General features: G+C 43.1%; 19 protein-coding genes. 12 read left to right on the top strand and 7 right to left on the bottom strand.

Going from position 1 to position 17,831, the window contains the following annotated elements; all coding sequences use genetic code 11:
• The first annotated feature begins 3 nt into the window (after window positions 1-3).
• The 4 genes from ACMXYP_RS04145 to ACMXYP_RS04160 all read left to right on the top strand — a co-directional run bounded on the left by ACMXYP_RS04145 (window position 4) and on the right by ACMXYP_RS04160 (window position 3,039).
• Window positions 4-627, top strand: coding sequence for a flavin prenyltransferase UbiX (locus ACMXYP_RS04145; protein WP_415883749.1), 624 nt, complete (start codon window positions 4-6; stop codon window positions 625-627).
• A 112-nt stretch (window positions 628-739) separates the two neighbouring features.
• A complete protein-coding gene (gene tsaB / locus ACMXYP_RS04150) occupies window positions 740-1,423 on the top strand; it encodes a tRNA (adenosine(37)-N6)-threonylcarbamoyltransferase complex dimerization subunit type 1 TsaB (protein WP_415883750.1) in 684 nt (227 codons plus the stop codon).
• Window positions 1,424-2,227: an undecaprenyl-diphosphate phosphatase gene (locus tag ACMXYP_RS04155; protein WP_415883751.1), complete on the top strand. Its 804-nt coding sequence runs from the start codon at window positions 1,424-1,426 to the stop codon at window positions 2,225-2,227.
• A gap of 17 nt (window positions 2,228-2,244) precedes the next feature.
• Window positions 2,245-3,039 (top strand): class I SAM-dependent methyltransferase, encoded by a 795-nt coding sequence (locus tag ACMXYP_RS04160; protein ID WP_415883752.1) that lies wholly within the window; start codon window positions 2,245-2,247, stop codon window positions 3,037-3,039.
• Between the two features lie 23 nt (window positions 3,040-3,062).
• Here ACMXYP_RS04160 and plsB read toward each other — a convergent pair whose 3' ends face one another.
• Both plsB and ACMXYP_RS04170 read right to left on the bottom strand, forming a co-directional pair.
• Window positions 3,063-5,372 carry a glycerol-3-phosphate 1-O-acyltransferase PlsB gene (gene plsB, locus ACMXYP_RS04165; RefSeq protein WP_415883753.1) on the bottom strand — a complete coding sequence of 770 codons (2,310 nt, stop codon included), beginning with the start codon at window positions 5,370-5,372 and terminating at the stop codon, window positions 3,063-3,065.
• Between the two features lie 14 nt (window positions 5,373-5,386).
• A complete protein-coding gene (locus ACMXYP_RS04170) occupies window positions 5,387-5,599 on the bottom strand; it encodes a SlyX family protein (protein ID WP_415883754.1) in 213 nt (70 codons plus the stop codon).
• A gap of 219 nt (window positions 5,600-5,818) precedes the next feature.
• Here ACMXYP_RS04170 and ACMXYP_RS04175 point away from each other — a divergent pair, with 219 nt between their 5' ends.
• Entirely contained in the window at window positions 5,819-6,250 is a 432-nt protein-coding gene (locus ACMXYP_RS04175; RefSeq protein WP_415883755.1) for a cold-shock protein, read from the top strand.
• A 57-nt stretch (window positions 6,251-6,307) separates the two neighbouring features.
• Here ACMXYP_RS04175 and ACMXYP_RS04180 read toward each other — a convergent pair whose 3' ends face one another.
• Window positions 6,308-6,922, bottom strand: a complete 615-nt coding sequence (locus ACMXYP_RS04180; RefSeq protein WP_415883756.1) for a DsbA family protein — start codon at window positions 6,920-6,922, stop codon at window positions 6,308-6,310.
• Between the two features lie 236 nt (window positions 6,923-7,158).
• On the opposite strand from ACMXYP_RS04180, the gene ACMXYP_RS04185 reads away from it, so the two are divergent.
• The 3 genes from ACMXYP_RS04185 to ACMXYP_RS04195 all read left to right on the top strand — a co-directional run bounded on the left by ACMXYP_RS04185 (window position 7,159) and on the right by ACMXYP_RS04195 (window position 10,863).
• Window positions 7,159-8,196 (top strand): NAD(P)H-dependent flavin oxidoreductase, encoded by a 1,038-nt coding sequence (locus tag ACMXYP_RS04185; protein WP_415883757.1) that lies wholly within the window; start codon window positions 7,159-7,161, stop codon window positions 8,194-8,196.
• A 122-nt stretch (window positions 8,197-8,318) separates the two neighbouring features.
• Window positions 8,319-8,912 carry a LemA family protein gene (locus ACMXYP_RS04190; protein ID WP_415883758.1) on the top strand — a complete coding sequence of 198 codons (594 nt, stop codon included), beginning with the start codon at window positions 8,319-8,321 and terminating at the stop codon, window positions 8,910-8,912.
• A gap of 22 nt (window positions 8,913-8,934) precedes the next feature.
• A complete protein-coding gene (locus ACMXYP_RS04195; RefSeq protein ID WP_415883759.1) occupies window positions 8,935-10,863 on the top strand; it encodes a M48 family metallopeptidase in 1,929 nt (642 codons plus the stop codon).
• A 60-nt stretch (window positions 10,864-10,923) separates the two neighbouring features.
• Here the strand turns inward: ACMXYP_RS04195 and ACMXYP_RS04200 are convergent, their stop codons facing one another.
• From ACMXYP_RS04200 to ACMXYP_RS04215, 4 genes are all read right to left on the bottom strand, one after another.
• Window positions 10,924-11,433, bottom strand: coding sequence for a hypothetical protein (locus ACMXYP_RS04200; RefSeq protein ID WP_415883760.1), 510 nt, complete (start codon window positions 11,431-11,433; stop codon window positions 10,924-10,926).
• 167 nt (window positions 11,434-11,600) lie between these two features.
• Entirely contained in the window at window positions 11,601-11,966 is a 366-nt protein-coding gene (gene folX / locus ACMXYP_RS04205; RefSeq protein ID WP_415883761.1) for a dihydroneopterin triphosphate 2'-epimerase, read from the bottom strand.
• Window positions 11,967-11,999: 33 nt separating this feature from the next.
• Window positions 12,000-12,938 carry a sensor histidine kinase gene (locus tag ACMXYP_RS04210; RefSeq protein ID WP_415883762.1) on the bottom strand — a complete coding sequence of 313 codons (939 nt, stop codon included), beginning with the start codon at window positions 12,936-12,938 and terminating at the stop codon, window positions 12,000-12,002.
• Entirely contained in the window at window positions 12,935-13,474 is a 540-nt protein-coding gene (locus ACMXYP_RS04215; RefSeq protein ID WP_415883763.1) for a heme NO-binding domain-containing protein, read from the bottom strand. The genes ACMXYP_RS04210 and ACMXYP_RS04215 overlap by 4 nt, the downstream gene beginning before the upstream one ends.
• A 202-nt stretch (window positions 13,475-13,676) precedes the next feature.
• Between ACMXYP_RS04215 and ACMXYP_RS04220 the strand changes: the two genes are divergently transcribed.
• From ACMXYP_RS04220 to ACMXYP_RS04235, 4 genes are read left to right on the top strand one after another with little or no spacing between them, the layout of a single operon-like run.
• Complete coding sequence (locus tag ACMXYP_RS04220; RefSeq protein ID WP_415883764.1) at window positions 13,677-14,273, top strand: response regulator; 597 nt, start codon at window positions 13,677-13,679, stop codon at window positions 14,271-14,273.
• A 2-nt stretch (window positions 14,274-14,275) separates the two neighbouring features.
• The gene (locus tag ACMXYP_RS04225; RefSeq protein ID WP_415883765.1) at window positions 14,276-15,325 is read left to right on the top strand and encodes an HDOD domain-containing protein; all 1,050 of its coding nucleotides are present in this window, start codon (window positions 14,276-14,278) and stop codon (window positions 15,323-15,325) included.
• On the top strand, window positions 15,322-16,143 hold the full coding sequence (locus ACMXYP_RS04230) for a phosphate/phosphite/phosphonate ABC transporter substrate-binding protein (protein WP_415883766.1): 822 nt from the start codon (window positions 15,322-15,324) through the stop codon (window positions 16,141-16,143). The genes ACMXYP_RS04225 and ACMXYP_RS04230 overlap by 4 nt, the downstream gene beginning before the upstream one ends.
• Window positions 16,144-16,158: 15 nt before the next feature.
• A complete protein-coding gene (locus ACMXYP_RS04235; RefSeq protein ID WP_415883767.1) occupies window positions 16,159-17,823 on the top strand; it encodes a sensor histidine kinase in 1,665 nt (554 codons plus the stop codon).
• Window positions 17,824-17,831: the final 8 nt, after the last annotated feature.

The following is a 17,831-nucleotide window of genomic DNA, read 5'->3' on the forward strand; positions in this document are numbered from 1 at the left end:
TTTATGAGTACTACTCAGCAAGAGAAAATTACTTTAGCTATCACAGGCGCTTCTGGTGCGCAGTATGGTTTAAGGCTTTTACAGTGTTTATTGGCTGAAGGTCTGCAAGTTTTCGTAATGATCTCACGTGCTGCTCAAGTTGTGATTAATACAGAAACAGATCTGAAATTACCGGGTACGCCCTCAGATCAAGAATCTTATCTTGCAAATTTGTACTCAGCCAAAGATGGGCAGTTAAAGGTATTTGGGCGAGAGCAATGGATGGCGCCTGTTGCTTCAGGTTCCGGTGCGCCGAGTCGGATGGTCGTATGCCCCTGTAGCACTGGAAGTTTGTCTGCGATTGCTACGGGTGCGAGTAACAACTTGATTGAACGTGCTGCCGATGTGGCCTTGAAAGAGCGTCGGCAGCTTATTTTAGTGCCACGAGAAGCCCCTTATTCTGAAATCCATTTAGAGCATATGCTAAAGCTGACTCGAATGGGAGCCGTGATGATTCCAGCGAGTCCAGGTTTTTATAACCGCCCAGAAACGGTGGAAGATATGATTGATTTTGTGGTCGCGCGAATCCTTAATCAGTTAGGGATAGAGCAAAGCCTGTTACCTCGTTGGGGTGAAGAGCTTATTTAGATGCAATAAAGCCACCTAGCAGGTAGAATTGCGCCCTAAAATAGAGATGTAATGGCTTGATGTAGCCGTTTCTCTTTGAAGGTAAATTTAAAATTCCAAAGTGATCTGATTAATGTCCAAAATTTTAGCGCTTGATACTTCTACTGATGCTTGTTCTGTAGCTTTGAGTCTTAACGGTGAAATTCAGGAAGATTTTCGGGTCATCCCTCGTCAGCATACTCAGCAGCTTCTACCGATGGTGCAGGAAATGTTGGCAAATGCACGGTTAGCTGTCACTGATTTAGATGCAATCGCGTTTGGGCGTGGTCCGGGTTCGTTTGCAGGGATTCGAATTGCCACCGGTGTTACTCAAGGCTTAGCTTACGCTGCAGATATCCCTGTTCTGCCAGTATCTACTTTGGCTGCGCTTGCTTTAGCCGCATCTGACAAAGAGCAAGTTTCTTCCGTTGTAGCTGCTTTAGATGCTCGCATGAATGAGATCTATGTGGCGAGCTACCAAATTAAATCAGGTGAGCTAACAACGCTTTTAGATGAGAAAGTATGTGCACCTGCGGAACTGAGCCTAAGTGAAGGTTCCTATTTTGCAGTGGGCAGTGGCTGGCGTTATCTCGAAGATATGAGTTCAGACACGCAGAATGCTATTTCGGTTAGCGAAGAGCTTTATTATCCCTCTGCTGCTTACATGCTTAAGCTAGCAGAACAAGATTGGACGCAAGGAAAAGCGGTCGCAGCAGACAAGGCGTTGCCTGTTTACCTCCGTGATGAAGTTGCGTGGAAGAAAAAGGATCAACAATAGATGGATTTTTTTCAGGTCATTATTCTGGCCTTACTTCAGGGATTGACGGAATTTCTACCGATCAGTAGCTCTGCTCACCTTATATTACCTTCGCAGCTTTTAGATTGGCCAGATCAGGGTTTGGCGTTCGATGTAGGTGTGCATGTAGGGACCTTATTCGCAGTTGTTGCGTATTTTCGCCAAGATTTAACGCAGATGTTTTATGCTTGGACGCGCAGTATATCTGGCACCCACTCACCAGACTCTCGTTTAGCTTGGTTGGTTATACTTGCTACCGTGCCGGCAATGTTTGTCGGTATATTTCTCAACGATTTTATTGATCAAAACCTACGCTCTATGTTGGTTATTGCGGGAACCACGCTGATCTTTGGCGCGTTATTATGTTGGGCTGATCTGTTTAGAGTTGAAACTCGTCAGATCGAGTCGTTGAAAGTTAAAGATGCACTTGTGATCGGTTGTGCTCAAGCCCTAGCGCTAATTCCAGGTACATCTCGAAGTGGTATCACCATCTCTGCGGCCTTAATGCTTGGTTTAGAAAGGCAGGCTGCTGCACGCTACTCTTTTTTGCTCTCTGTACCAATCATTCTAGGGGCTGGTCTTGTTAAGGGCATAGATCTCTATGCTCAAGGTGAGAGTGCTCCTTGGTTAATGGTTGCTCTTGGTACTTTGATTGCGGGCATTAGTGCATTCAGCTGTATCCACTTCTTTCTTAAGTGGCTGGACCGTATTGGGATGCAGCCATTTGTTGTATACCGTATGATTCTGGGTATCTTCCTTTTAGTTATTTGGTTTACCACCGCTTAAGGCTTTTCGGTTTTTGAATGTCTAATCCAGCCCTTACAGATATAGTAATTGTTCCAATGCATGCTGATTTTGCTGAACAAGCAGAGCAGCTTGCCACTAGATTACAGCTACCAATCAAATCACCTGGTGAGGTCCATGACTTCTCTTTAGAGTTGCAGTTTTCTGAGCAAGGTTTAAGACTGCAACCTTGTGGAAAAAAAGCGCCAGGTCCAACTTACGCTGATTTTGTTTCAGGTGCGGTTGCCCATCGCCGTCAGTTTGGTGGTGGTAAAGGCCAGATGATTGCTAAAGCAGTGGGTATTAAAGGCGGTATAACGCCACAAGTGCTGGATGCTACAGCAGGTTTAGGTAAAGATGCCTTTGTATTGGCAACCTTGGGTTGCGATATGACTTTACTAGAGCGATCACCAATTGTTCATGCGCTCTTAGAGGACGGTTTAAACCGGGCTTCAGAGAGTGAAGTGGCTGATATCGTCGAGCGCATGCAGCTTCATAATGCGAATAGTATTGAGTGGATGCAGGTTCAGGCTAAGCAAGGCAAAACTTTTCAAGTGGTCTATCTTGATCCTATGTTTCCCCACAACGATAAGAGCGCGTTAGTGAAAAAAGAGATGCGCGCGTTTCGCCCAGTAGTAGGAGACGATCTGGATGCAGATCAGTTATTGGATGCGGCATTAGCGATAGCTGAAAATCGCGTTGTGGTTAAACGTCCGCGTAAAGCTCCCTTTTTGGCGGATCGAAAACCTTCTTTGCAGTTCCAGGGTAAATCCAGTCGCTATGATATCTATCCTTTGAAAAAACTTGAGTCTTAGCTGTCTTAGGCTATTGGTTTAGGTTAGCGCTCTCTAAGTTTGTGATCGATCAGTGAGATCATATGTGGGCGCAGGATTTTGTTTGCTTGTTTAAATAAACTTTCGCTATCAAAATTTGCTCTGATCCTGGCATTCTCTTCTCGCACAAAATCCAAATTACGCAGCTGTTTGATAAAGGATTTTAGTACTTGTTCATCCTTATATTCAGGCGTGCTGTAGCCATATTCTAGGTGGATGCTTTCTGCAATCTGCTGGCTGCTATGGATGAGATCGTCGCGGCTAATCTCTTCATATCGCGTGAGTACTCGAAGCAAAATATAGTAACGCAGAATGATCGGTTCAGCGTTGAGTATAAGCGTGTTAACCAATGCGTTAGAGGTAGTTTTCCATATCTGAGGCTCGGACTCTTCAAGTAGGTTCTGCTCTAGTAGTCCATCTCGAATCTGTTTTAGTTGATCGGTGAGTTCTTCCATTTTGTAAGGCAAAAATAGTTCGGCCTGTAAAAATGGATAGAGCATACGAATAGTTCGATTGATGTTTTGCGCGCGTGGTGACTCCAAACGGTGAGCAAGTAGCAAGTACATGCTTGGTAGCACTAACATATGTTGAATGTTATTACGGTAAAAGCTCATCTCTTGTGCTTGCGCCTGATTGATCTCTACCAGATTTAGCTTGGTTTCTAGTTGCCTCATATTGTGGGCGCTTTGGATCCAATCAGAAGGCTTTCCATCTGGCAGTAGAGCTGTGTTTGGATAGAGTTGTGTTAATAGGTTGAGCAAACGCGTACTTTTATCACTCAGTTCAGCAACCGATTGCAGCTGACTTCCGCTCAGCAAACAGGTAGCCAACAAGCTGCTTTTGGTAACGCCAGCTGCTTGGTTGATATTGCACATCACTTGCTGAGAGATATTGGTGACATCCTCTTCTAGGGAAAGGCTAGCGTCAGAGTGGTCTTCTAAAGGTATAGGTTTACCGAAACTTAGTAGTGTCTCACCAAACTTCTGTCTTAAGATTTTTAGCGATGAGAAAAACTCAGTAAATGACTCTCGCTTCTTCTTGGCTCCAGCTAACTCTTTTTGGTAGCTGCGGCTTTCGACTAGACGATCATAACCAATCCAAACGGGAATCAGAGCAACGGGCTTAGGGCTGCCTTCACGGAAAGAATCGATACTCATAGAGAGGAGGCCGGTTTTAGCTGGCAGCAATCGACCAGTGCGGCTGCGGCCACCTTCAATAAAGTATTCTAAGGCGTGGCCTCTATGGCTCATCTGCTCCAAATAGGTTTTGTATAAGCAGGCGTAAAGCGGGTCGCCATGAAACTTACGACGCATAAAGATCGCGCCGCCGCGTTTTAAAATGGGGCCGACAATCGGGATGTTTAGGTTTTCACCTGCAGCGACATGGGGGATCATTAAACCATGGCGATACAGAGCCCAAGACAACAGCAGATAATCCATATGACTACGATGGCAGGGTAGATAAATAATCTGATGGGTTTTTGAAATCTCTTGAACTTCTGCTGTGTTATGAATTTTTACCCCATTGTAGAGGCGTTTCCATACCCAGTTAAGAATGGGGTCTAAGAGTCTAATTGTTGTTGGGCTGTAGTTCGCTGCGATTTTATCAAGGGTTTTAAAACAGTGTCTTTCGATTCTATGACGACTGGTATTTCTCTCAGCTGCTTGCAGATCTATAGCCTTTTGTACATTGGGGTGCTTCAGCACTAAAGAGATCAATGTTCGGCGATGTGATAGGTCAGGACCAATGATTGATGCTCGAAGAATACTGAAGTGCGTACGCAGGACCCTCGCTGTTTTTCGTGCGATGGAGTCAACATTGTCTTCTTTAACCATCAACTGTTGCAGGTCTAGTGGTTTATCCACAGAAACCAGTGTTTGGCGGCCATTGATAAGAAGCTGCATAAAGCTGCCTAAAGGGCCAGCTTTATGCCATGTTTCAGTACAGAGCAGATTAAGCCAAGATTTTTCTCTGTTTGGTCGACGGCCATGAAAAATTGAGACAGGGATAATCTGAATATTTAGCTTAGGGTTACTCTGCTGTGTGGCTACAATCTCTGTTAAATCTTCTTTAAGCGGACTTTTACCTTCGGAATCAGCAAAAAGAAGCTGTTGCTGCATAAAAGGGATACCTTGTTTTTGCAGCACGTTTTTTAACAGAAGCTGGTGGCTTAAGCGGTCGTTTTCCAGAATGTAATAAGCATTACGGGTCGATTTTGCTTGTAATAATTCAGGGTTTACCACGCGAGGGCGGGTAACGATATTGATGAATTGCCGACCTAAATAATGTAAACCGCTTTGTAACAACGACAGCATATTTCCCTTTTGCCTCAATAATGTGGAGGGGGTGGCTCATTATCGCCAGCGCCAGCAACTCCGTCCACCGTTAGGTTTTTCAACTGCTGGTTCATGATCTTGAGCATACGTTTTAAACGCTCTAGTTCAATCTCCTGAGATGCAACCATGTTATTTAATTTATCCAGAGTGTCTTCTTGAAACGCCACGCGGGTTTCTAACTCTGTAATGCGTTCTTGATCGTTCATTGAATGGATCCAAGCCATGCGTGTGATTGAGATTTAGCATAGTTTATCAGACTACGATATTAAACGAATGTGGCTTATTTGCGGGATTAACAATATAAGCTGTTGAAAAAAATCACGAAATTCGCTATACCTCTCTGTTTGGTAGGGATAATCTTTATTCCGCCAGTACAAGTGCTATTCATGTGATAAATGACAATATAATACAATGAGGGTTAATCAGTGATTCGTAGTCTGATTGTGAGTGCTATCGCGGCCGTTTTAGTGCCAGTTCTGTTAGGTTCGGTAGCGGGTGTTGAGGTTGAGTTATCTAATATTGCTGCTGTGGCAGTTGTGTTTGTAGTGACTTTTGCTGCTTCTTTCTTTGCAGCGTCTGGTAACAATGCTGAAGCAGATGCTTCTGTAGTAAATGGTGCAGAAGAAGAGTATATCGACGAAAACGATGACCGTGAGCAGGGCACCGTTAAGTGGTTTAACGTGTCTAAAGGTTTCGGCTTTATCACCCGTGGTGAAGACGATGACGTATTTGTTCACTTCCGTAATATTCGTGGTCGTGGTCACCGATCTTTGGCAGAAGGTCAAAAGGTACGCTTCCATGTACGTGAGAGTGATAAAGGTCTTCAGGCGGAAGATGTTTCTGTTGTAAGAGACTAAGCTCATTCCAACGGGGTTGCTGTTCTGGTAACCCCGTTGTATTTACCTCTCTAATTCTCACCTGCCTAAAATCGCTTCAATTCTTCTCATTACTTCCTCGATTCCACAATAGCCATAGCTAATCGCATGTGCTCCGGCTTCTGTTGCAATAAATAGCGAAGGAAACCCTTGGGCGCCCAAAGCGTGGCTCTGTTGTATTTGTTGTTCTAGTTCGGTTTGGATCTCTGGGTCAGTCATTAGCGAGCCGAAATTGTCTTTGTCCAACCCAATCTCATCTGCTAGGTTAGTAAGTACTTCTATATTTGAAGGATTCAAGGCTTTTTGGTAATAGGCTTGTTGAATAGCTTCTACCATTTCAAAAGCAGTGTCTGACTCGATACACTCAGCGGCGATCACAGCGCGACAAGCTGGATAAGTACTGCGCCTAGGTGTGTTGTTATGCCAGAAATCGAAATTAAATTTGGTTCCAGTATGTTCTTCAATATGCTGCCAAATTGAGATTAGCTTTTGTTGCATTGCTTCAGGCATAGGCGCATCAGAATCGGGGGCTAAGCCTCCCATCAGTAATTGCCACTGCAATTCTGGATACTTATCTTTTAAGTGGGAAATCACCGGTGAGAATGCCCAGCACCAGCTACACATTGGGTCCATGACATAGATGAATTTATTCATGTTTATCCTTCTATCTGGAAGTTCAGTTACACCACTTAAGTGATTCTTACAGACCTATATTACAGTGAGATAGTTCCATAATTATCTGTAGTTTTACTTAGAGTTAGATATTAGTTCTCTTTCAGTGAACGAATGGTTCTTTAAAAAGCGTTAGTTAAGTGTACATCCACTGTTTAGACTTCCGAGGAAAGCACGTACCTGCTCAACCTATTAGTTTTGTCGTCGAAGGATAATGTATGAATGTGAATGAAATGTTAGGTGTTGATGTTGCTATTATCCAAGCGCCTATGGCTGGAGTGCAGGATTGGCACCTGGCTGCTGCAGTATCTGACGCAGGTGGATTAGGCTCTATTCCTTGTGGGATGTTATCTACGGAGCAGATATGTGCCGAAATAGAGCAGTTTAGAGCGTATACAAATCGCCCTTTTAACCTTAACTTCTTTTGCCATCAGGTCCCTTCAATAAGTGATCAGGAGATAGCTGCTTGGATCGATCAGTTATCGCCTTACTATCAGGAAGCGGGGCTAGAACCTGAATACAATGCTAAAGCGTCACGTATGCCTTTTAGTAAAGAGACCGCTGATGCAATCGAGAAATATGCGCCGCCTGTGATGAGTTTCCATTTTGGGTTACCAGAACCCGATCTTCTAGCGCGAGTAAAAGCCTGGGGAGCGACAGTGCTTTCGAGTGCGACAACGGTCGAAGAGGGTATTTGGTTAGCTGAAAATAGCGCTGATGTAGTGATTGCCCAAGGTGTTGAAGCTGGCGGTCATCGTGGTATGTTTTTAACCAAGGATTTGGAAACCCAGCTGGATACAAAAACGTTGGTAGCAAAATTATCTGCTGAGCTTTCGATTCCAGTTATTGCTGCGGGTGGTATTGCTGACCAGAGTGATATCAAAGAGATGCTGGATTTAGGCGCTCAAGGTGTGCAAATAGGTACAACTTATCTGTTATGCGATGAGGCTAAGACCAGCGATATCCATCGGGGGATGTTGCAGCAGACAGATATCCCTACCGCCATTACCAATCTTTTCTCAGGTCGACCGGCCAGAGGCATTCGAAATCGGGCTATGCAAGATTTGGATGACTGGTCAGAAGTGGCATTGGCTTTTCCTTTTTCAACTCAAGCGATCATTCCTTTGCGCAGTTATGCCGAAAGCAAAGGTTTAGGTGATTTTACGCCCTTATGGTCGGGGGAAAATCGTTCTGGGTGCAGGGCTATATCTGCACAGGATTTAACCGTCGAATTGTCGCTAGCCTTTAAAGCATAAGTTAACTATTTTTAACTCGTTTTAAAGGGGCAATCTATTTCTTCTGTCCGCAATCTAACTTATAGTCTTTTTATCAGAATGATTCTCTTTTAAAGGGATTATGGATAGTTAAGGAGTTAGGTGTGGACATTGGATTAATTGTTACGTTGGTTGTTCTGTTAGGTGTGATTTTTTACATAGTCAGCATCTACAATAGCTTAGTGAAGTTGAAAAACCGTTATGAAAACGGCTTTTCACAAATCGAGGTGCAATTAAAGCGCCGTTACGATCTTATTCCTAACTTAGTGGAAGTCGCTCAAGGCTATATGAAGCATGAGCGCGAAACGCTTGAAGCGGTCATTCAAGCGCGCAATGAAGCGTCCGCTTTGTTAAAAGGTGCAGCGTCTGTACATAGTGCAGACTCGTTACAACAGTTGTCAGGTGCTGAGAATCAGCTGCAGTCGGCTTTGGGTAAGTTGAACTTTGTCATGGAAGATTACCCAGATCTAAAAGCCAATGAAAATATGATGCAACTGTCGGAGGAACTATCATCCACCGAAAACCGTGTCGCTTTTGCTCGCCAAGCGTTTAATGATTCGGTGACTGAATACAACACTTACCGTCAATCTTTCCCACCCGTTTTCTTCGCAAATATGTTTGGTCACTCTCAAGATGCTACTTTGCTTGAGTTTGATGACAGCGAACAGATTCAAGCAGCACCAAAAGTAAGTTTTTAACAACTTGCGAGGTTGTTGATTCATGAATTTTTTTGAGCAACAGGACAAAGCCAGGCGTAATACCGGCTGGCTTGTCTTTCTTTTCTGCTTAGCTGTATTTAGCTTAATCCTAATTACCAATCTTTTGGTGGGTCTGGCTTTTCATTTTCTATCGAGTAACACAGCCAATCTAGTACCCGCTTACGATACATCTCTCTTCGGAAGTCTAGGTATATTTTCTTGGCGAAGCTTTGGGCTGATAAGTTTAGCTGTCGGCGGAGTGGTTGGGTGCGCTATTTTGTACAAATGGTGGCAATTATCCTCTGGTGGTAAAGCGGTGGCTGAGTCATTAGGCGGCGTACGCATACTACCAGATAGCGAAGAGCCGAATGAGCGTTTGGTACTTAATGTCGTCGAGGAGATGGCATTGGCTTCAGGGATGCCTGTCCCGCCGGTATACCTAATGGCGCATGAAATGGGTATTAATGCCTTTGCTGCAGGCAATACACCTGCTGATGCAGTTATCGGTGTCACCCAAGGTTCTATTGAGCACTTTAAAAGAGATGAGCTGCAGGGCGTTATTGCGCATGAATTCAGTCATATTCTGAATGGTGATATGCGCTTAAATCTGCGTTTGATCTCTTTGCTGCATGGCATCGTGTTTATTGGGCAAGTAGGGGAGCTCTTTGCTCGAGGTGGCAGTGATCGTCGTTCTGACGGCCGGGTAGCGCTGCTTGGCTTTGGACTGATGATCGTCGGTTGGTTAGGGATCTTTTTTGGGAAACTAATTAAATCAGCAGTGAGTCGACAGCGTGAGTTTTTGGCGGATGCCAGTGCAGTGCAGTTCACACGTAATCCGGAAGGTATTGCGAATGCACTTAAATTGATTGGTGGATATTCGCCGGGCAGTGAGATTAATAATTCTCATCGTAGTGAAGTTAGCCATCTGTTTTTTGGCCAAGCTATCTCTAGTCTTTCTAGTCTATTTGCAACGCACCCTCCAATTGTTGACCGAATTCTTCGTGTTGATCCCCATTGGGATGGCAACTTTCTTTATCGTGGTAACGAAACCCGAGAGCGAAAGCTTGAAGAAGAGCAGCAGAAAAGCGAAGAAAAACGTCAAAGAGTTCAAGAGGCTGCTGCTATAGGTGCAGCGGTTATGACGGGTACTGGGGAGAGTGCTTTAACAGATAATAGTTTGAGTGCAGCGCGAGAGAAAATAGATCAAATCCCAGAGTTTTTGTATAAACAGGCGAAAGAATCCTTAGGCGCGATGTCTATCTGTTGCTCCTTACTGCTTCACAGTGAAGGTGAGCTACGCCAGAAACAGTTAGAGATGATCAAGGCAACGGAGTTTCAGGGTTTAGAGCAGGAAGTACTTAAAACGGCTCAGTCGGTAGATAATCTTCAAGAGCATTGTCGTTTACCTCTGATAGAGTTATTGCTTCCTGCACTGAAGTGCATGTCAGCGGAACAGTATAAGCAGTTTAAACGCTTATTAATGCAGTTGATTAGAGCGGATAAGAAAACTGATCTATTTGAATGGTGCTTATTCCAGTTGGTTCAGCATTATCTCGCAGGGGAATATGAGCCCGAACTCAAGAGCGCTCCGCGTTATAAAACACCGGGTCAGATTAGTGATGAATATGCGCAAATATTATCTGCTGTGGCTCGTTTTGGTCATGAAGATGAAGAAACAGCAGAAAGGGCGTTTAATCGAGGAGCAGGTGCGGTTTCTCTATATAACATCCACCTTTTACCGGCTGAAGAGTGCGATGTTCAGGTGTTTGTCAAAGCGGTAAATGTGTTGGGACTTGCTTATCCACTGCTTCAGCGTCGTTTATTAATTGGGCTTTGTCGCTGTATTGAGCATGACGGCAAGCTTACAACGACCGAACGTGAGTTGATAACGACAATTGCGGCCATCATGGGATGTCCGTTGCCAAAGCTAGAGTTTCTAGAAGAGGGTTAATAAATAATAAGCAAGCTCATACTAGGCTTGCTTATCTTTTTGAATGGAAATATTAGCTTATTAACAGGCTAGCTGCTTTTTTGAAGTGAGCCTTTCCATCTCTTCTTTAAGATGTTCTGGCGAATAATCTACAAACTTTCGACCGGCAACTAGGCGACTAAGTGTGCGTCCCTCTATATGCACATACACTCGATCATGAGAACGGTGGAATTCAATTACCTCGCCAGTTTTATCTTTTTCGAAATGACCATCGGTAAAAACTTTATCTAATTGAACAGTTAGGTCTTCACTATTATTAGTTTGTTTGATGACCGTTGCCGGTATGCAGTGACCGCTTTCTAGAATAGTTACGCCGTCGCCAATGGTGTAGTTGCCGTATTTATCTTCGGCTTTACGTTGTAGTAACTCGTCAACGACATCAATAAGGATATTTTTTACTACCTCATGAGCTTCAAATGATCCCAAGAGTTTTTCACAAAAAGCGCGGTGATCTGATGCGGAATGCCACGCAGCGGCATTGTTATCGTTCACTGCCTGACGAATAAGTTGATTGAACCTATTGATATCCATCTACTTCTCTCCCTGAGTTGTTTACTGCCTTGTTAGGGTGGACTCTCAGAAGATTAGACGGGATTAACTAAAACTCAAGAAATGACCGATCCCAACTAATTGAGAATTTTTCAATACTAAGCAGTGGAAAAGACGGATTTTTGTACATCCTAAGTATAGCTTTCTGCTTATGTGTCCTTTTTCCACTCTAAAGAGAGAGAGACTGAGTCAGCAAATCTTAGGGCGTGTGGTTTATCAATGGTTACTTTGGCATAAACCGTCCATGGGTGAGTTGTGCATATATCTAAGACATCAGAAACGAGTTTTTCGAGCAGTAAAAAGCGTCCATCTTCTACATGCTTAATTATTTCTTTTGTGATGGTTTTGTAATTGAGAGCCTGATCAACATCATCATCGGCGAAAGCTTTATTCGCTGGATACTGAATTTCGATATTAATAACCACATCCTGCTGTTTTTCCATCTCTTCAGGGTTAAAACCAATAAAAGTACGTAAGCGAAGATTGGTGATGTTGATAATTGCGTTGCTGAGCATGGAAGTCCTTTTGGTCACAGATAGGGGGTGAGTTCAGTTTATAGGGAGTTTGATTGTGAAAGTAGTGCCTTCATCGATTTTGCTTTGTAATTGAATCTCACCGTTGTGTTTTTTTATGATGTTATGTGAAATGGCTAACCCCATACCTGTGCCTTGTCCTACAGGTTTAGTGGTAAAGAAAGGGGTGAATATATCTTTCTGAACTTCTTCGGATATACCACAGCCATTGTCGCCAATTTCAATATATACGTATTGATCATCATATTTGGATCTCACCGAAATACAGGGAGCCTGAGAATTTATAGTGGCATGTTTGGCATTCATAATAAGATTGAGAAATACCTGATTAAGTTCGTTTAGGTTGCACTCGATCTTTGGCAAGGGCTCAAGCGAAATGTCTAAGGTGATGGAGTTTTTTAATTCGCTTTTTAACAGTTTTAAAGTGCTATTTATGCCTTCTACGAGATCGTAACTACCGTGGTCATTGGCTTGTGTGCGCGAGAAGCTTCGTAAGTTTTGGATAATATCTCTAACGCGTATCAAGCCTTCTTGTGTATCTTCCATGAGTTGCGGAATATCCTCAGAAATAAAATCGATATCTTCGGATATAAGAAGCTCTTCTAAAGACTCTTTTTGATCAGCAGGAAGTGAAGGCAGTAAGCGTTTTATTTCATTAAGAATAAGATTGTAGGCATCAAAGTACTGCTTCAGAGATTCAACATTACTTTTGATAAAGGCTATAGGGTTGTTTATTTCGTGCGCTATGCCCGCAGATAACGTACCTAATGTGGCTAGCTTCTCGTTTTGCAGCATCATGGTTTGCTGCTTTTGGAGTTGTTCGTAGCTTTGTTCTAAGTTCTGATTTTTTTGGTAAAGCTCGCGAGACTTTTCTTCAAGTAAGTGTTCAGCTTCAAGTCGAGCTTTGCGTTCCCGTTCGTATGCTTGTTTATAAGGGTTAGAGGTATCGGTCATTTGTGAAACTCAACGATTATGTCGCAATGGGGATCGCCTTTATGGCAGCAAACATCGTGTGTTATAGAGATCGGTGTCTCATATTTTGTAGCTGCACCTCTAATTAATCCCTCAGCTAATATGCATAATTTCCTTGGAGAGCTATAGCGCATAAGCAGCGCCCCATTTTCCAATTTCTCATATTCAAAACGGGGTAAGGAAGGGTTTTCAAATAGTTTTTTAACTTCTAAGTGGATAACGCTATCTACGCTTTCAAGGAAACTACAGAGGTCAGGTTGTTGCTCAACAAAAACCGGATAGCGGCGGGCTAAGCTATCAAATAGAAATTCACCAAATGCGCCGACTAATGTACCGATTTCTATACCTGTTTGTTCAGAAATCTCAGCAACCAGAGCAAATAGCTCATCATCTGGATAGGTCTGCCCAGAGGTATATACCCCATCAAGGGATAATTTATCTAGAATATTATTCCATTGTTCTAGGCCGCACTGATCGATCACCATCTCTTCGAGAATATTGAAAACAACCCCTTTCATTACAAGCCACCTTCATTTCGCAGAAAAAAGTTATGATCTTCAATATAGACTATTTTATGGTATCTGGCATAAATGTCCTCTTCTCTAGTAGTTAACGCTTTGATTTTGCAATTTAGACGTACTTTTTTATATGACTTTTGTGACAAATGAGAAATCCATGACTACTTTTAATTAAGAGAAAAGTCGTTAGGAAGGTTGAGTTATGAAAACTTATACATCAGGTGATGTCGCACAAATCTGCGGTGTAAGTTTGCGCACGGTGATCCGTTGGATAGAAAAAGGTGAATTGAAAGGGTTTAAGTTGCCAGGTCGAGGCAATAACCGTGTATCGGAAGATAATTTAATAAACTTCCTTAAAGCTCACGATATTCCGTTACCAGAGGAACTGGCTGCGCCTGGTGATAATTTAATTCTGATTGTTGATGATGAGCCTGCGGCAGCTAGAGCGATACAGCGGGTTTTAAGAGGGGCTGGATATGAGACACAAATTGCAGTCAATGGCTTTGAAGCAGGGTCATTATTAACGCAGTTAAAACCAGCCATTATGACCCTTGATCTTAATATGCCGGGGTTAAATGGTGAGGATGTTATTAGTTACGTTAGACATTCAGACCATCTCATATCTACACGTATTTTAGTCATCTCAGGAACATCTAAAGCTGAATTAGAACGGGCGGTGAGGCATGGAGCAGATTGCTATCTGTCGAAGCCTTATGCCAATTCTGATCTGCTGAAACAGATTGAGCTACTCATGGATAGCTCTGATAGCCAGATAATCGAAACTTCGAGAGCAATCTGATTATGAAACAGGGAACTGTTGTATTTATTGATGATGAAGCAAGTACTCTAAGGGCGTTAAGGAGAAGCTTGCGAGGGCATACGAGTGAATGGAGCTTTGTTTTTGAATCATCTCCAATAAGAGCACTTCAGATAATTAAAGAACAAGGGCCCTCCATTGTTGTTTGCGATAAACGCATGCCCGAAATGGATGGCGAAAAATTGCTAAGGGCTGTTCAAGAAAGTGTGCCCGAAGCGATGCGAATTTTAATCAGTGGTGATACCAGTGATAACACAGTGTTGGCGTCGGCGGATGTCGCCCATCTCCTTTTACCTAAACCTTTTGATGCTGAAGAGTTAGTTGAGGTTCTTGAGAGAGCCAAGGCATTAAAACAGGTTCCTATATCTGATGCGCAACGTAAGTTGATCGGGTCATTACAGCACCTACCTGCACTTCCTTTAGTTTATGCCGAACTTAAAAAGTATTTAGGTTGCTCAGATGAACCTGAAATCAATAAATTAGTAGAAATTATAGAATGTGATCTAGCGATATCTGCCAAAGTTATCCAAGTGGCTAATTCTAGTTTCTTTGGTTTTCAAACGAAGACCGAAAGCTTACAGCAGGCACTCATGCGTCTTGGAATTGGGCTCGTAGAAAGTTTGGTTCTATTTTTTGGGATCTGTAAACAAGAGCCTAAGCACTTTGATGCTAACCGAGCACAAACCGTTGTGAACATATTGCAGGATTTTAATGTTTCTACTGCCAGTGATTACACGCAGGATCAGGTTTATTTGGCAGGTCTATTTCATGATATTGGATCTTTAGTTGATATAGGTGATGCCTCCCATGGTGATGCGATTGGCGCTTATTTACTTAAATTATGGGGGTTTGCTCCCGAAGTGGTGAATGCCGTCTTATACCAGTCCAATCCATTGAAGCAGATGCCTGTATCAAAATTGACTTGCCAGCTTTTTGTAGCCAAACAGTTGGCAGCTGGCGATATATCTTTAGACGAACTTTCAGAAGAGATTCTGGATTGCGCGGAAATTACTGTTAAGGAGAGTACCGAATGAAAACCTTACACTCTTTGGTTTTAGCGATTTTAATCGTTTTTATGCCAGTTAAGTCCTTCGCTGAAACATTAACCCTGGGGATCGTTCCTCAACAATCTGCGAAAAAACTAGCGAAATTATGGACGCCGATCAGTGCTTATTTAAGCGAAAAATCAGGTGTAAAAATTATGTTCGCTACTGCTCAAGATATCCCGACCTTTGAAAAGAGGGTGTTGGCTGGTGAGTACGATATCGCTTATATGAATCCATACCACTATACGGTCTTTAGTCAAAAACCGGGTTATCAAGCGATTCTAAAGCAGAAAGATAAGCGTATTAAAGGGATTGTAGTTGTCCAAAAAGATAGCCCAATAAAGAGTTTGTCAGAACTTGATTCGAGCACGTTGACGTTTCCTTCTCCTGCTGCATTTGCTGCTAGTGTATTGCCCCGCGCAAAGATGAATAAAGAGGGTATTAGCTTCCAGCCTAAATATGTTTCCTCACATGATTCAGTTTACCTGACGGTATCAAGAGGGTTGTTTCCTGCTGGGGGAGGGGTCATGAGGACCTTTAATAATACCGACCCTAAAGTTAGAGAAAATCTACGTGTTTTATGGACAACGCCAGGTTACACCCCTCATGCCATTGCTGTTCACCCGCGCGTTGGAAATGAAAAACTGAAGAAAATACAGCAAGCATTTTTAAGCATGAATGAGGACCCTGAAGGTCAAGCTCTTTTGAAAACCATCAATTTCAAAGGTATGGAAATCGCAGCCAATGAAGATTGGGATGATGTCAGGGAATTAGATATTAAGTTGCTTGAGCATCTATTGAAGTAGTAGTTGGAATTAGCCGTGTCTCTTCGACTCAAAACGATACTGGGTATCGCCACCATAGAAGCATTATTGCTGTTGCTGCTGATTAGCATGACCTTAGATTATCTTCGTACCACAAACTATGAAGGTTTAAGTAAGCGTGCTCATACAACAGCGACTTTGTTTGCGACGACGACTAAAGACGCAGTGCTAAGTTACGACTTAGCCTCGTTGGAAGCCTTTGTTTCTGAGGTAATGATTAACCCTGATCTCGTTTACGCAAGAGTTCTCGGGCCAGAAAATATAGTGTTTGCTGAAAAAGGCAGTGCAGATGTGTTGTCGAAGCCCTTTTCCTCGGATCAATCCGTTTCGACTGTTGAAGACGGTATTTTTGATACTTACGCCGAGATCTCTGAAGGGGGGCAAGTTTACGGCCGAGTGGAGTTAGGGCTAGATATCAACAGTCTAAATAAAACGATTGAAGAGGCCGAGCAGCGCAGTGCTTTGATTGCTGCTATCGAAATGGGACTGGTGGCTCTGTTTTCTTTGATATTAGGAACTTATCTGACGCGCCAGCTTAAGGTGCTGACCCAAGCTGCTGAGCTTATTTCAGTTGGTGATTTCGAAGTTAAGGTACCGGTTAAAGGCCGAGATGAAGTGGCTGATGTAGCCATCGCTTTTAATGCGATGGCGAGTAATCTGCATGAAGCGAGTGCACGTAGAGATGAGTTTGAAGTACAACTGACAGAACTCAATCGCTCCCTTGAGGAAAGGGTTAAGGCGCGTACTAAGGAGTTAGTGGTTAAGAACGAACAGTTGGAACAGGCCAATAAAGAGATAAAAGAAGCGCAAGCTAAATTGCTACAGTCAGAGAAAATGGCCTCTATTGGCGTGCTGGCGGCAGGCGTTGCTCACGAGATAAACAACCCCATGGGGTTTGTTATTAGTAATATTGGCACTTTAGAGCTCTACGCAAATAACTATCGTCAATTACTTGCTGCACATCAAGAGATCATAGAGACCCCCGAGGGTGAAAAGCGAGATAGTCTTATTGCTCAACTTAAGGAATTTCAGGAAGAGCTTGATTTTGAATTTATGAATGAAGATCTGGATGAACTGCTCAAAGATACCAAAGAAGGGTCCGCCCGGGTTAAAGATATTGTCCAGGGGTTAAAAGCATTTTCCCATGTTGATCCAGTTGAAAAGTACGAACTTTGTAATCTGAATGACTGTATTGAAGCAACCTTAAAGGTTGTGAATAATGAATTGAAATACCACTGCAAACTAGCAACTGATTTAGCTGATATTCCGTTAACGTATTGTTTACCAGGTAAAATTAAGCAAGTACTGTTGAATTTATTGGTCAATGCAGGACAGGCAATTACAGATACCGGTACGATTGCTGTGAGCTCCAAGGTTAATCAAGATCGAATTGAGATCAAGATTAAAGACTCGGGGCATGGAATCGCGAAGGAACAGATAGATAAATTGTTTGACCCTTTCTTTACTACCAAGAAGGTGGGTGAAGGAACTGGACTTGGCTTATCGATCTCTTATGGAATTATTGTTGAAGAACATAACGGTGATATTTTGGTGGACAGCGAGCCAGGTAAAGGGACTTGTTTTACCTTGGCACTACCCATACTAACTAAGGCACCTTCCCTGCCGAAGCAGACTGAATCGCACGACCTAGTAAAGGAGTAAAAATAGGT

The sequence above is a fragment of the Neptuniibacter sp. QD34_54 genome, assembly GCF_047778055.1.
In the GTDB taxonomy this organism is placed as follows: domain Bacteria; phylum Pseudomonadota; class Gammaproteobacteria; order Pseudomonadales; family Balneatricaceae; genus Neptuniibacter.

Excerpts from the sequence above, each read along its gene's own strand:
- ACMXYP_RS04215 (WP_415883763.1), bottom strand. The coding sequence starts at position 13,474 with ATGAAAGGGGTTGTTTTCAATATTCTCGAAGAGATGGTGATCGATCAG.
- ACMXYP_RS04230 (WP_415883766.1), top strand. The coding sequence starts at position 15,322 with ATGAAAACCTTACACTCTTTGGTTTTAGCGATTTTAATCGTTTTTATG.
- ACMXYP_RS04145 (WP_415883749.1), top strand. The coding sequence starts at position 4 with ATGAGTACTACTCAGCAAGAGAAAATTACTTTAGCTATCACAGGCGCT.
- ACMXYP_RS04210 (WP_415883762.1), bottom strand. The coding sequence starts at position 12,938 with ATGACCGATACCTCTAACCCTTATAAACAAGCATACGAACGGGAACGC.
- ACMXYP_RS04185 (WP_415883757.1), top strand. The coding sequence starts at position 7,159 with ATGAATGTGAATGAAATGTTAGGTGTTGATGTTGCTATTATCCAAGCG.
- folX (WP_415883761.1), bottom strand. The coding sequence starts at position 11,966 with ATGCTCAGCAACGCAATTATCAACATCACCAATCTTCGCTTACGTACT.
- plsB (WP_415883753.1), bottom strand. The coding sequence starts at position 5,372 with ATGCTGTCGTTGTTACAAAGCGGTTTACATTATTTAGGTCGGCAATTC.
- ACMXYP_RS04170 (WP_415883754.1), bottom strand. The coding sequence starts at position 5,599 with ATGAACGATCAAGAACGCATTACAGAGTTAGAAACCCGCGTGGCGTTT.
- ACMXYP_RS04225 (WP_415883765.1), top strand. The coding sequence starts at position 14,276 with ATGAAACAGGGAACTGTTGTATTTATTGATGATGAAGCAAGTACTCTA.
- ACMXYP_RS04220 (WP_415883764.1), top strand. The coding sequence starts at position 13,677 with ATGAAAACTTATACATCAGGTGATGTCGCACAAATCTGCGGTGTAAGT.
- ACMXYP_RS04200 (WP_415883760.1), bottom strand. The coding sequence starts at position 11,433 with ATGGATATCAATAGGTTCAATCAACTTATTCGTCAGGCAGTGAACGAT.
- ACMXYP_RS04155 (WP_415883751.1), top strand. The coding sequence starts at position 1,424 with ATGGATTTTTTTCAGGTCATTATTCTGGCCTTACTTCAGGGATTGACG.
- tsaB (WP_415883750.1), top strand. The coding sequence starts at position 740 with ATGTCCAAAATTTTAGCGCTTGATACTTCTACTGATGCTTGTTCTGTA.
- ACMXYP_RS04160 (WP_415883752.1), top strand. The coding sequence starts at position 2,245 with ATGTCTAATCCAGCCCTTACAGATATAGTAATTGTTCCAATGCATGCT.
- ACMXYP_RS04180 (WP_415883756.1), bottom strand. The coding sequence starts at position 6,922 with ATGAATAAATTCATCTATGTCATGGACCCAATGTGTAGCTGGTGCTGG.
- ACMXYP_RS04195 (WP_415883759.1), top strand. The coding sequence starts at position 8,935 with ATGAATTTTTTTGAGCAACAGGACAAAGCCAGGCGTAATACCGGCTGG.